Here is a 12,635-nt window from a genome sequence, read left to right as displayed (position 1 = left end):
CGGCCGGGTTCGTCGAGGCCGGTCGTCGGGGGCAAACGCGCGCGCATTTGTCGGATGCGAGCGGAATCGCCTCCGAAACGACGCGATTTTGCGCGCACATGGCACATGCGCGCGCGTTTGCGAAGGCGTGAGGTACCGAGCGTCCCGGGATAAGTAGGGTCGAAACAATGCACAGTGAATCCCAGCGATCGATGGTCGAGCCGTTCCACGTGATGGATGTGTTCGCCGCGGCGGCCGAGCGGGCGCGCACTCACGGCGACGTTCTCTCGCTTGCTGCAGGTCAGCCCTCGACGCGAGCGCCCGAGCCGGTACTGCGCGCCACCCGCGAGGCCCTGGACGCGCAGCTGCTCGGATACACCGAGACGCTGGGCATTCTGCCGCTGCGTCGCGCGATTGCCGAGTACCACAGCGCGCGGTACGGCATCTCCGTCGACGCCGACGACGTGGTGATCACGACCGGGTCGTCGGGCGCATTCACGTTGCTGTTCCTCGCTGCGTTCGACGCGGGGGACACGGTCGTCATGGCCAGGCCGGGTTATCCCGCGTACCGAAACACGTTGGCGGCGTTGGGCTGTCGCGTCGTCGAACTGGATTGCGTCGACGAGACGCGGTTCCAACCGACCGTCGCCATGCTCGAGGAACTGCCCGAGCCGCCCGCCGGGCTCATCATCGCGAGCCCGGCCAACCCCACCGGCACGATCATCGACCCCGACGAGCTCGCCGCGATCGCGCGCTGGTGCGACGAGCACGGAACTCTGCTGATCTCGGACGAGATCTACCACGGCATCGCCTACGGGGACGCGCGGACGTCCAGCGCCTGGGAGACCTCCAAGGAATCCGTCGCCATCGGATCGGTGTCGAAGTACTTCTCGATGACCGGATGGCGGCTGGGCTGGATGCTGCTGCCGACGCGTTTGCGCAGAGCCGTCGAACGATTGGCGTCGAACATGACGGTCTGCCCACCGGCGATCTCCCAGGTTGCCGCCATCGCGGCGTTCACCGAGGAGTCCCGCATCGAGCTGGATTCACATGTCGAGCGCTACGCCGTCAACCGCCGCATTCTGCTCGACGGTTTGCCGGCCATGGGGATCACCGACCTCGCACCGGCCGATGGTGCCTTCTACGTGTACGCCGACATCGCGCACCTGACCGACGATTCGCGGAGTTGGTGTGCGCGAGTGCTGTCCGAGACCGGGGTCGCTTTGGCGCCGGGCATCGATTTCGACACCGTACGCGGGAACCACACCGTGCGATTCTCGTTCGCAGGCACCACGGCCGACGTGGAGGAGGCGTTGGAGCGCCTTCGTCGCATGTGAGTGTTACCTCGTAGCAGGTTACGAGGCAGGAGGGGAGCCTGCGGAACGACGGGACGGCACGGGGCTCACATGCGGCGCAGCCGCTCCAGCGCCTCGGCGATATCGGCGGCATCGACGTCGCGGTGGGTCACGAAACGCACCTTGCCCGCGACGGTCACCGCGGCGATACCCGACTCGGCCAACTCGGTGACCGTCGATGCCGGATCGGGAACCGTTGCGAGCACGATGTTCGTCTCCGGCTCGGTCACCTCCCAACCACGCTCGCGCAAACCGGACGCGAGGGTCGACGCGTTGGCGTGATCGACGGCCAGATCACCGATCCGATCCAACGCCACGAGCCCGGCCGCAGCCAGGACGCCGCCCTGACGGACGCCGCCGCCCAACATCTTTCGTACACGCCGAGCCTCGTGAATCCTCGCGGAATCCGAGACCAACATCGAACCGACCGGCGCGCCGAGGCCCTTGCTCAGGCACACCTGCACCGTGTCCGCACCGGCAGCGAGCGAGGCGATCGGAACATCCAGAGCCACCGCGGCATTCCACAGTCGCGCGCCGTCGAGGTGCACCTTCAGCCCGCAATCACGTCCGGCGGCAACGAGATCCGACCACTCGTCCGGTCCGAACGCGGTACCGCCTGCGAAATTGTGGGTGTTCTCGAGCGACAGCAGCGTGGTCCGCAGCGCGAAGTACGGTCCGTCGCCGCCCGCTTTCGCGCGCACCGTCGACGCGAGGGGACGGCCGGGCCCACCGTCGTGGGGGAGGGCGTCGGGCATTCCGCCCGCCAACCATGCGGCGGTACCGAGCTCGGACCCCAGCACATGGGCGTGCTCGGGTGCCAGGAATCGATCGCCGCGCTGCAGATGCAGCATCAGCGCGATGATGTTGCCCATCGACCCCGACGGCACCCACAGTGCCGCCTCGAATCCGAGCAGACCTGCGACGGCTTCTTCCAGTGCCGCCATCGTCGGATCGTGATCGAGGACGTCGTCGCCCACTTCGGCGTCGGCCATGGCTTTTCGCATGACCGAATCGGGTCGGGTGATGGTGTCGGAGCGGAGGTCGATCGTTCGATGTGCCACGAATACTGACAATTCCATAGCGCGAAAGCAGTCCGACGAACGGCCTCGAGCTGGCACGATGACTTGAATGTCCGCAGGTCCGACCGAGTCGCAGCACAAGGTGTCGGGTGCGACTCCGAAGGGGGTGCGCCGCCGGCAGGCACTGGCGTCGGCCGCTGCGGACCTTCTCGTCGAAGGCGGATTCGACGCGGTGCGGCACCGTTCCGTGGCCGCACGAGCCGGGCTCCCTCTTGCGTCGACCACCTACTATTTCGAGTCCCTCGGAGACCTGGTGGCCGCGGCGGTCGACGTCGTGGGCACCCGTGAGATCGATGTGATGCGCGGCCGCATCGAGGACGAGGGCAAGTGCTCGAACGAAATGGAGTCGACGGTCGACCTCATCGTCGACCTGCTGATCGGACCCCAGGACGGACACGAGCAGCTGATCGCGAGATACGAACGCTTCATCGCCTCGGCACGCCATCCCGAGCTGCGAGAGGTTCAGCTGCGCCTACGCGCCCAGATCGACGACCTGCTCACCGACGTCCTGCGCCGGTCGGGTCGAACCGTGCAGGAAGAGCAGCTTCGACGACTCGTGGCGGTGGTGGACGGAGCCGTGGTGGGCGCGCTCAGCGAAGTGGACCCCGACCCCCGCCACATGGCCCGAAGCATGTTGCTGGCCGTCATCGACATCGTTGCACCGGCGGAACAGGTGCCGGCGGACTGACTGCTACCGAGCCGAGATGTTCGGCCCCGACTCGGCCCGGTCGGTCTCGCCGGAGTCTGCGTCGTGGATCGGTGGCACCTCGCACACGCCGTCCGTGCAGACGGGGCCGTGGTCGTCGCCGACGATCTCCAGAGGACCGCTCATGAGCCTGCAGCGGCCTTCTGCAGGACGTCGGCGAACACCGACGGGTCCTGCGCGCCGGACACACCGAACCGTCCGTCGATCACGAAGAACGGCACACCGCTGATTCCGTAGGCGATGGCCTGCTCCTTGTCCGCGCGCACCGCCGGCAGGAATTCCTCGGACTTCAGCGCCTCGACCACCTCGACACGGTCGAGGCCGACCTCCGCGGCCAGGTCGGCGAGGTCATCGGTGCGGCCGACGTGGCGACCCTCCTCGAAGTAGGCCGCCAGCAGGCGCTCCTTCATCTCGATCTGCTTGCCCTTCGACTTGGCGAAATGCAGCAGCTCGTGCGCCTTGACTGTGTTGGTGTGCTGCAGGGCGTCGAAGTCGTACGCGAGTCCCTCGCCTGCGGCCAGCTCGGTCATCTGCCCCAACATCTGCGTGACCTGGGCGGCCGGCATGCCTTTGTGGGAGACGAGAAAGTCGACCTCGCTGCCGTCGAAGTCGACCGGTGTGTCGGGTGCCAGCTCGAACGAGTGGAACTCCACCTCGAGCGTCCCGCCGTCGGCGGTGAATTCCGCGGCGCCTGCCTCGAAACGGCGCTTACCGACGAAGCACCACGGGCATGCGACATCGGACCAGATGTCGACCTTCACTGTTCGGCTCACGACGCCTCCAACAGCGGAATGCGCTGCGGTTATTCCACGCGGCGTCGACGGGCGAACGAGACGCGTGCACGAACGCGGGCGGTCGGTGGTGCAGTCCTCTACGAAAGAGTGCGGTCGTCTTCCGAGGCCGACAACTGCGCCACGTAAGCTGGGTGCTCGTGAGCATCCCGAATGTCCTGGCCACCCGTTACGCGAGTCCCGAACTGGTGGAGCTGTGGTCTCCGGAGCACAAGATCGCCCTGGAACGCCAACTGTGGATCGCTGTGCTGCGCGCGCAGTCCTCCCTGGGAGTCGACGTACCCAACGCTGCGATTGCCGACTACGAAGCCGTCGTCGACCAGGTGGACCTCGCGTCCATCGCCGAGCGTGAGCGCGTCACCCGCCACGACGTCAAGGCCCGCATCGAGGAGTTCAACGCCCTCGCCGGCCACGAGCACATCCACAAGGGGCTCACCAGCCGCGACCTCACCGAGAACGTCGAGCAGCTGCAGATTCTGCGTTCACTCGAACACGTGCACGCGCACGGTGTCGCCGTCGCGAAACGGTTGGCCGAGCGCGCTGCCGAATACTCCTCCCTGGTGATGGCCGGCCGTAGCCACAACGTCGCAGCTCAGGCCACGACGCTGGGCAAGCGTTTCGCGTCCGCGGCGGACGAGCTGCTGCTGGCTCTGGCCCGGGTGCAGGAGCTGATCGCTCGTTATCCGCTCCGCGGAATCAAGGGGCCGATGGGCACCTCGCAGGACATGCTCGATCTCTTCGGCGGTGACTCCGCCAAGCTCGTTGCGCTCGAACGCATCGTCGCCGACCACCTCGGTTTCCGGCACACGCTCACCAGTGTCGGCCAGGTCTACCCCCGTTCGCTCGACCACGAGGTCGTCTCCGCGCTGGTTCAGATCGGTGCCGGACCGTCCTCGTTCGCCCACACCGTTCGCCTGATGGCGGGCCACGAACTCGTCACCGAGGGCTTCCAGGCGGGACAGGTCGGCTCGTCGGCGATGCCGCACAAGATGAACACTCGCTCGTGCGAACGCGTCAACGGCCTGCAGGTGGTGCTGCGCGGCTACGGCTCGATGGCCGCCGAGCTCGCCGGAGCGCAGTGGAACGAGGGCGACGTCTTCTGTTCCGTCGTGCGCCGCGTGGCGCTGCCCGACGCCTTCTTCGCCATCGACGGACTCATCGAGACATTCCTGACGGTGCTCGACGAATTCGGCGCGTACCCGGCCGTCATCGCCAAGGAACTCGACCGCTATCTGCCGTTCCTCGCGACGACCAAGGTGCTGATGGCTGCCGTGCGCGCCGGCGTCGGACGCGAAACGGCACACGAGGCGATCAAGGAACACGCCGTCGCGGTGGCGCTGGCCATGCGTGAGCAGGGACTGGAACCGGACCTGCTCGACCGTCTGGCCGCCGACGATCGCCTGCCCCTCGATCGCGCTGCCCTCGATGCGGCGCTGGCCGACAAGACGGCCTTCATCGGGGCGGCCGACGCCCAGGTCGCTGCCGTCGTCTCGGCAGTGGAGCGGCTGATCGCGAAATTCCCGGCCGGGGCGTCGTACACGCCGTCGCCGATTCTGTAGTCAGGAGAGGACGTCGGGCAGGTCGGCGACCGAGTCGATCACGTGGTCGGGTTCCATCGCGAACTCGTCCGTGATGCGTCGATCGAGCATGTCCTGACGGAACTTTCCGGTGCGCACGAGCACTCCCGTCATCCCGACGACCTGGGCGGCGAGTACGTCGTTGTCCAGATCGTCCCCGACCATGACGACGTCGTCCGGGTCGACGCCCATTCGCTCGGACGCCGTCCGGAATCCCAGTGGTGCAGGTTTTCCGATGGCCTTCGCGGTGTGCCCCGACGCCTGCTCCATACCGCCGAGGTACATGCCCGTGTCGATGCGTAGCCCGGCACCGGTGCTCCACATCAGCGATCGATGCATCGCAACGACGGGTATGCCTCGGCACAGCCAGTCGTAGACGCGGCTGAGCCGCTCGTGCGTGAACTCCGGGCCTGCGCCGCCGACGACCACGACATCGGGATCATCGGACGTCTCGTCGACGAACTCGATTCCCGGCATGTCGCCTGCGATCTTGCCGTTGTTGATCAGCACCACCCGCGCGTCGGGATAGTTCTCGCGTAGATGGTCCGCAGTGAGTGACGCGGCCGTGACGATTTCGTCCGAGTGCACGTCCAGCCCCACCTCGCGCAGTGCCGTAGCGATCTGCTCACGCGTCTTCGACGTCGTATTGGTCAGGAACGCGCGCGCAATGTCCTTGCTGTCCAGGTACTTCAGAGTGGCCGCTGCCCCTGGCACCGCCTGCCACGACGACACCAGGACGCCGTCGATGTCGAAGAGAACCCCGCCGATGCTCATCGGCAAACAGTAGTCGGGTTACCGAACGCCTGCAGCCTCAGCCATCTCGTCCACGTAGGGTCGACAGCGCCCGATGTAGGCAGTGAGGAGCCCGAGATGGATGCACACCATGTCGCGCGCTGCGCCCGCCACATGGCTGCGAGTGCACTTCTGTCATCGATGAGCGACCGAGAACTCGCGCGGGCAGTAGCAACGGCCGCTCCGCTCGGTGCAGGAATCGGCGGTCGCTCGATGGCGATGGACCTCGATGGTGACCGGGTCTTCGTCAAACGAATCCCCCTGACCGACATCGAGATGCTGCCGCAGAACATGTTCTCGACCGCGAACGTTTTCGGACTCCCGACGTTCTATCAGTACGGGTTGGGGTCGTCCGGTTTCGGTGCGTGGCGAGAACTCGCCGCTCACACCATGACGACCGAGTGGGTCCTCGGCAGGACCTTTTCAGGATTTCCGTTGATGCATCACTGGCGGATTCTCCCGGACTCGATACCCGAAGGATTCGTCGACGAATTCGGAGGCGTGGAACGCGCGGTGACCTACTGGGAGCGTTAGCCTGCAGTGCGGAGTCGTTTGAAGGCGATCGGCGAGTGCACGCACAGTGTGGTGCTGTTCCTGGAGTATGTGCCACATACCCTCGCCGAATGGATTGCCCTGCAACACAACAATTCCGACACCGACGACGATTCGATGTATTTCTGGATGGAGGACGCACTCGCTCGCGGAACTGCTTTCATGAGTGCGCATGGTCTCGTCCACTTCGATGCTCACTTCGCCAACATTCTGACCGACGGGCATCAGCTCTACTTCGCGGATTTCGGACTCGCCCTGAGCTCGAGCTTCGACTTGTCGATGCGCGAGTCCACGTTTCTCGCCCGCCACCTGTCGTACGACAGTGTCTACTGCGCCGGGCATTTGCTTCGGTGCGTGATCGCCGAGAAGTTCACCGAGACCGAACGCGCCGAATTTCCGGACACTTGGATCGGACATGCACGTCCCGATGGCGTCACGTCGGACCTCGCCGCACTGATCGATCGCCACGTTCGTCCGACAGCCCTGCTGAATGCCTTCCATCGACGCCTCGTCAGCGACAGCAAGGAAACGCCTTTCCCGATGGAAGAAATCGAGAGGGAGCGAAAGCCCTAGAGTCGGTGACTGTGAACCCTTACACGATTTTCGCCGAGATCATTGCCGGGACGGCCGAGGCGTCGCGCGTCCACGAGGACGAGACAGCGGTTGCGTTCATGGACATTCGCCCGCTCACCAGCGGACATGTGTTGGTGGTGCCCCGGCAGCAGTTCCGGACACTGGCGGAGTTGCCACCCGAGATCGGGGCGCACCTGTTCGTGGTGGGGCAGAAGGTGGCCGCCGCTGTGCGAGCGAGCAATCCGCGTGTCGCGGGCGTCAACTTCTTTCTCGCCGACGGCACGGTGGCCGGTCAGGAAATCTTCCACGTGCACCTGCACGTCATCCCCCGGATGATCGGCGACGGCTTCGGGCTGCGGGCTCGACCGTCGTCGCCGCAGCGATCCGAACTGGACAGGCAGGCCGCCGAGATCGCCGCGGCTCTCACTCGGCCGTGACTTTCTGCGCCTTGGACAGTGCGTCGGCGTAGATGTCGATGGTCTTGGTGTACCGGCTGTAGCTCTTGTTGGCGCCGTAGTCCCACAGCACCATCTGCTGGTTGTCGACGGCCGAGATGGCGTCGAAGCCGGGGTAGCGGCCGGGAATGTCCGCAAGCTTCACGTCGGCAGCGTTGGCGACGTCGTGGTAGACGAACGCCACGTCGGCGTCGACGGTCGACACGTTCTCCCACGACACCTTCTTCCAGTACCCGTCGTCGGTACCGTCGGGGGTGTACATCTTCAGTCCCCAGCGTTGGTAGTCGCCGAAGTCGGGGTCCGCAGACGGATCGAGTACGTACGCGACGTCGAGTGGCCAGACTCCGACGCCGGTGAGGTCCTGGCGTTCGGAAGTAACCTTCTCGAAATTCGCGACGGCAGCGTCGTATTCGGCCTTGATGTCTGCCAGTTGTGGGGTGTCGAGGTCGACTCCGAGTGAGGACGCGAGCCCCGCGTAGTTCTCGATGGTCTTTGCCGTCGAGGTCGTGTCCAAGGTGACTCCCAGGGTGGGAGCGAGCTGATCGATGGTGTCGGCCTCGGACGAATCGGCCGTGGTGGTCAGCTTGCCGAATTGCCCGAATCGAGGGTTGAACTCACCGACGACCAGATCCGGGTCGAGGCTCGCAGCCTTCTCGAAATCGAATGTCCCCCAGCTCTCGCCGACCGATTCGATGCCGGACAGGTCGGAGCAGCTGAGGATGGGGCTGGTGCTCATCGGCGTCGTCGACCAGATGGCGACGGGCTTGATTCCGTACGACATCAGCGCTGCGGCGGATTCCTCGTCGGCGATGATTCTGGTCGGTTGCGACTCGAGCGAGATGGTCCGACCGCGGCCGTCGGTGTAGGTGAACGGTCCTTCTTTTCGATCGACTGTGTCGACGCGGTCGTTCTCGCTGCACGCGGCCGGGTTGGCGTTCAGGTCGACGACCTGGGTGCCGTGGTCTTCCAGGTCCGTGTCGTTGCTGCTGCACGCCGATGCAGCAAGAAGAACCAGGACCACGACGCCTCCGACGAGTGCGTGCTGTCGGGATCCGAAGTGGCCCGTCCTGTGGTTGTGGTGGGAAATCATGAGTCACTTCCGTTGTGGGTCTGCCGGTCCGATGTCCTGGGCGGGTGATGCAGGTCCGACCACTCTTCCGGGCGGACAGATGTTAGCCTGCTGAGGGTCGACTAAGCGAGGGTAGCCTTTCCTTATGCCTCTGGGGTGGCAAACCTCCTGGCCGCGACCGGTACGACGCACAGCAGCCGATCGAAGGGGATGCACCGAATGGATCAGCAGGGAACAGGGCTCGACGAACTGCGAACGTCGGTCGCAGAGCTGATCGGCTCCGAGCCCGACGCTGTGCCGGTCGATGCGAACCTGTTCCAGTTGGGGCTGGAATCGATCGTGCTGATGCGGTTGGTCGGTAGGTTTCGCAAACAGGGCAGTGCGGTGACGTTCGCCGATCTCGCGGCGCAGCCGACGATATCGGCGTGGTGCGAATTGGTCGGTGCCGCAGACGAACCGGCACCCCGGACTCCCGCCCCCGAGGCGATACCGGCCGCGCGCACGCTCGACGCGGACAGCTTCGATCTCGCTGTACTGCAGCATGCCTACTGGATCGGCCGCAGCGCTGAGCAGCGGTTCGGTGGCGTCTCGCCGCACCTTTACACCGAGTTCGACGGCAGCGCAGTCGATCCCGATCGACTGCGCGTAGCACTCGAAGCCGTGGCCCGCAGGCACGACATGCTGCGGGCTCGGATCACCGACAACGGACAGCAGGTGATCGAGTCCACGCCAGGGTGGCGCGGGTTGACGGTGCACGATCTGCGGAGCGAGGACGACGCAACGGACGAGCTGGAACGAACTCGTCAACGCCTGACGCACCAGATGCTCGACATCGAAGCCGGAGAGGTGTTCTCGGCCGATCTGTCGTTGCTCCCGCACGGTCGAACGCGACTGCATCTCGACATGGACATGATTGCGGGCGACGCCGTCAGCTTCAGAATCCTGGTCGCAGATCTGGCCAAGGCATACGACGGACAGGTGCTTCCCACCGTCGATTACAGCTATGCGCGCTACCTCGCCGACCGCCCGCAGGATCGCCGCGAGGCGCGAGCGCAGGCACAGCGATACTGGACCGATCGACTCGACGCTCTGCCCGGTGCGCCCACTCTTCCTCTGCTGGAACATCATTCGGGATCTCCGTCGGCGACCAGGCGGTCGTTTCACCTCGATTCGCAGAACTATTCGCTCTTGCAGTCGCGGGCTCGCGCACATGGCGTCACCCCGGCGGTAGCGGTGGCAGCGGCGTTCGCCGAGGTGGTCGGGGCCTGGTCACGTGAGCAGCGATTTCTGCTCAACGTTCCGATGTTCGACCGCGCCCCGACGCACCCCGCTGTCGGTGATCTCGTCGGCGACTTCTCGTCCTCGGTCATGCTGGACGTCGATCTGAGCGAGAACCTGTCGTTCGCCGAGCGGTCCCGGCAACTGAGGGCTCGACTGCACGAGGATGCCTCGCACGTCGACTACTCCGGAGTCGAGGTTCTCCGTGACCTCGGCCGTCGTCGGGGAGAACCGGTACTCGCGCCCGTGGTCTTCACCAGTGCGCTCGGGTTGGGCGAGTTGTTCGACGCCCGCGCGCGGGAGATTTTCGGGGACCCGGTGTGGATCATGTCGCAGGGACCGCAGGTCGTACTGGACGCCCAGATCACCGAGCTCGACGGCGGCGTGCTGGTCAACTGGGACATTCGTGAGAACGAGTTCCTACCAGGGGTTTCCGAGGCGATGTTCGACGCTTTCGAGGCGCTGGTTCGCGGACTCGTCGTCGACGGTGACACCGTGTGGGCGGAACCGGTGGGTCGGCTGGTTCCGCCGCGTCAGCTGGTCTCACGAACTCCGTCGGCCGATGTACCCCGAACGGACGCGTCGCAGGCAGTCGGGAACGAGTCCCTGCACCGCGCCTTCTTCGATCGCGCGTCGCAGAATCCCGATGCGGTGGCGCTCGAGTGGGGCGAGAACGAGTCGATGACGTACGGCGATCTGTGTGACCGAGCGCTGAGAGTGGCTGCGACACTGAAGGATCGAGATGTGGCAGTGGGCGACACCGTAGGGGTGACGCTGCCGAAGGGGCCCGATCAAGTGGTCGCCGTTCTCGGTGTGCTCGCCGCGGGCGGGGTGTACGTCCCGATCGGCGTCGACCAACCGGCGAGTCGCGCTGCACTGATCGCGCGAAAAGCAGGGTTCGCGGTGACGATCGGAGGATCGGGTGGCGACGGCCTCGCGGTGTCCGACGCGGTCCTCGGTGACGCTCTGCCCGCCCCACATCTCGGACCCGACACCGCTCCCGCGTACATGATCTTCACCTCCGGTTCGACGGGGGAGCCCAAGGGTGTGGTCGTGTCGCATCGTGCGGCGATGAACACGATCGGCGACCTGGTCGACCGATTCGCGCTGGACGAGCGCTACCGCCCGTTGTGCCTGTCCGAGTTGGATTTCGACCTCTGCACGTTCGACCTGTTCTCGGTGTTCGCCGCCGGCGGCAGCGCCGTGCTCGTCCAGGAGCACGAGCGCAAGGATCCGCAGCGGTGGGCCGCTCTGATTCGTGCGCATCGAGTCACGGTGATCAGCTGCGTACCGCCGCTGCTGGACATGATCCTCTCCGCCGGTGAGGATCTGGGTGACTCGCTGCAGGTCGTCATGCTCGGCGGCGACAAGGTCGGTGTCGATCTCTACCGCCGACTGAGGGCAGCCGTTCCGGAATGCCGATTCGCCGGACTCGGCGGCGCAACCGAAACGGCCATCCACAACAGCATCTGCGAGGTCGTCGAGGTCGATCCGCACTGGCGTACGGTGCCGTTCGGACTGCCGCTGCGTTCGATGGCGTTGCGGGTCGTCGATGCGCGCGGGTATCCGGTGCCGGACTGGGTGCCCGGCGAGCTGTGGGTGGCAGGAACAGGATTGGCCGACGGTTACCTGGACGACCCCGAGCGCACGAGCGAACGCTTCGTCGAGGTCGAGGGATATCGCTGGTACCGCACCGGCGATCTGGTTCGCTACGGCACGGACTCGATGGTGGAATTCATCGGCCGCGTCGACAATCAGATCAAGATCAACGGGTTTCGCATCGAGCTGGGAGAGATCGAGTCGGTCCTGGTCGGCGATCCCGACGTAGCCGCCGCCGCGGCAGTTGTCGATCGCTCGGGCGCTGCGGTGGTGATGGCAGCGGTGGTGCTCGGCGATTCCGACGCGGATTCCGACGAGACCGTCGCGGGCATCACCGCCAGGGTTGCCGACCGTTTGCCTGCCCACATGGTGCCGGACCGGATGGTGGCACTGCGGGCCCTGCCGCTGACCGTCAACGGGAAGATCGATTCGGCGGAAATCGTCCGACTGTGCCGGGCGGCAGGTGATACCGAGCGGGTCAGGGCTCGTGTCGCGCCTCGAACTCGACTCGAGGGTGCACTCGCCCTGATCTGGCAGAGCGTGCTCGGTGCCGAGGAGGTGGGAGTCACCGACACCCTGTTCGCGCTGGGCGGCGACTCCGTGCTCGCGACCACCATCGTCGCTCGAATCCGCGCGGCTTTCGACATCACCTCCGTCACGGTGAGGATGCTGTTCTCCGCGCCGACCGTGTCGGGTCTGGCGGAGTCGATGATCGCAGCCGAAGGTGACGCCGAACTGCTGGAGGCGACCGCAGAGATCTACGTATCGATCGAATCCATGACGGAGGACCAACTGCTGGCCGCACTCGACCACCAGCACACCCCCTGAAT

12 protein-coding genes are annotated in these 12,635 nt (G+C 65.6%); 7 read left to right on the top strand and 5 right to left on the bottom strand.

Annotated elements, in window-relative coordinates; all coding sequences use genetic code 11:
• Window positions 1–167 precede the first annotated feature (167 nt).
• Window positions 168–1,316: a pyridoxal phosphate-dependent aminotransferase gene (locus CH296_RS04445; RefSeq protein ID WP_094684117.1), complete on the top strand. Its 1,149-nt coding sequence runs from the start codon at window positions 168–170 to the stop codon at window positions 1,314–1,316.
• A gap of 65 nt (window positions 1,317–1,381) precedes the next feature.
• On the opposite strand, the gene CH296_RS04440 is transcribed toward CH296_RS04445, so the two are convergent.
• A complete protein-coding gene (locus CH296_RS04440) occupies window positions 1,382–2,413 on the bottom strand; it encodes a low specificity L-threonine aldolase (protein WP_094684116.1) in 1,032 nt (343 codons plus the stop codon).
• 49 nt (window positions 2,414–2,462) lie between these two features.
• Here CH296_RS04440 and CH296_RS04435 point away from each other — a divergent pair, with 49 nt between their 5' ends.
• Window positions 2,463–3,101: a TetR/AcrR family transcriptional regulator gene (locus tag CH296_RS04435; RefSeq protein ID WP_045196709.1), complete on the top strand. Its 639-nt coding sequence runs from the start codon at window positions 2,463–2,465 to the stop codon at window positions 3,099–3,101.
• 3 nt (window positions 3,102–3,104) lie between these two features.
• On the opposite strand, the gene CH296_RS28805 is transcribed toward CH296_RS04435, so the two are convergent.
• Both CH296_RS28805 and CH296_RS04430 read right to left on the bottom strand, forming a co-directional pair.
• Window positions 3,105–3,245, bottom strand: coding sequence for a hypothetical protein (locus CH296_RS28805; protein WP_179277626.1), 141 nt, complete (start codon window positions 3,243–3,245; stop codon window positions 3,105–3,107).
• Complete coding sequence (locus tag CH296_RS04430) at window positions 3,242–3,892, bottom strand: DsbA family protein (RefSeq protein ID WP_094684115.1); 651 nt, start codon at window positions 3,890–3,892, stop codon at window positions 3,242–3,244. The genes CH296_RS28805 and CH296_RS04430 overlap by 4 nt, the downstream gene beginning before the upstream one ends.
• Before the next feature lie 158 nt (window positions 3,893–4,050).
• Here CH296_RS04430 and purB point away from each other — a divergent pair, with 158 nt between their 5' ends.
• Entirely contained in the window at window positions 4,051–5,469 is a 1,419-nt protein-coding gene (gene purB, locus CH296_RS04425) for an adenylosuccinate lyase (RefSeq protein WP_045200318.1), read from the top strand.
• On the opposite strand, the gene CH296_RS04420 is transcribed toward purB, so the two are convergent.
• Window positions 5,470–6,261, bottom strand: coding sequence for an HAD-IIA family hydrolase (locus CH296_RS04420; RefSeq protein ID WP_094684114.1), 792 nt, complete (start codon window positions 6,259–6,261; stop codon window positions 5,470–5,472).
• A gap of 96 nt (window positions 6,262–6,357) precedes the next feature.
• On the opposite strand from CH296_RS04420, the gene CH296_RS29295 reads away from it, so the two are divergent.
• Genes CH296_RS29295 through CH296_RS04410 form a run of 3 tightly spaced genes read left to right on the top strand, consistent with a single transcriptional unit; the run spans window position 6,358 to window position 7,841 of the window.
• Window positions 6,358–6,813 carry a hypothetical protein gene (locus tag CH296_RS29295; protein ID WP_218830241.1) on the top strand — a complete coding sequence of 152 codons (456 nt, stop codon included), beginning with the start codon at window positions 6,358–6,360 and terminating at the stop codon, window positions 6,811–6,813.
• A gap of 6 nt (window positions 6,814–6,819) precedes the next feature.
• Complete coding sequence (locus tag CH296_RS29290; RefSeq protein WP_218830240.1) at window positions 6,820–7,404, top strand: serine/threonine-protein kinase; 585 nt, start codon at window positions 6,820–6,822, stop codon at window positions 7,402–7,404.
• Between the two features lie 11 nt (window positions 7,405–7,415).
• On the top strand, window positions 7,416–7,841 hold the full coding sequence (locus CH296_RS04410; protein ID WP_045196704.1) for an HIT family protein: 426 nt from the start codon (window positions 7,416–7,418) through the stop codon (window positions 7,839–7,841).
• Here CH296_RS04410 and CH296_RS04405 read toward each other — a convergent pair.
• A complete protein-coding gene (locus CH296_RS04405) occupies window positions 7,828–8,949 on the bottom strand; it encodes an ABC transporter substrate-binding protein (RefSeq protein ID WP_094684113.1) in 1,122 nt (373 codons plus the stop codon). The genes CH296_RS04410 and CH296_RS04405 overlap by 14 nt on opposite strands.
• Before the next feature lie 198 nt (window positions 8,950–9,147).
• On the opposite strand from CH296_RS04405, the gene CH296_RS04400 reads away from it, so the two are divergent.
• Window positions 9,148–12,633 carry a non-ribosomal peptide synthetase gene (locus CH296_RS04400; RefSeq protein ID WP_094684112.1) on the top strand — a complete coding sequence of 1,162 codons (3,486 nt, stop codon included), beginning with the start codon at window positions 9,148–9,150 and terminating at the stop codon, window positions 12,631–12,633.
• Window positions 12,634–12,635: the final 2 nt, after the last annotated feature.

This window comes from Rhodococcus sp. 14-2496-1d (genome assembly GCF_002259365.1).
Taxonomy (GTDB): Bacteria; Actinomycetota; Actinomycetes; order Mycobacteriales; family Mycobacteriaceae; genus Rhodococcoides.
This window is presented reverse-complemented; position numbering and strand designations above follow the sequence as displayed.

Coding starts and splice junctions, on each gene's coding strand:
- CH296_RS04440 (WP_094684116.1), bottom strand. CDS start 2,413: ATGGAATTGTCAGTATTCGTGGCACATCGAACGATCGACCTCCGCTCC.
- CH296_RS04400 (WP_094684112.1), top strand. CDS start 9,148: ATGGATCAGCAGGGAACAGGGCTCGACGAACTGCGAACGTCGGTCGCA.
- CH296_RS04405 (WP_094684113.1), bottom strand. CDS start 8,949: ATGATTTCCCACCACAACCACAGGACGGGCCACTTCGGATCCCGACAG.
- CH296_RS04420 (WP_094684114.1), bottom strand. CDS start 6,261: ATGAGCATCGGCGGGGTTCTCTTCGACATCGACGGCGTCCTGGTGTCG.
- CH296_RS28805 (WP_179277626.1), bottom strand. CDS start 3,245: ATGAGCGGTCCTCTGGAGATCGTCGGCGACGACCACGGCCCCGTCTGC.
- CH296_RS04445 (WP_094684117.1), top strand. CDS start 168: ATGCACAGTGAATCCCAGCGATCGATGGTCGAGCCGTTCCACGTGATG.
- CH296_RS29295 (WP_218830241.1), top strand. CDS start 6,358: ATGGATGCACACCATGTCGCGCGCTGCGCCCGCCACATGGCTGCGAGT.
- CH296_RS04435 (WP_045196709.1), top strand. CDS start 2,463: ATGTCCGCAGGTCCGACCGAGTCGCAGCACAAGGTGTCGGGTGCGACT.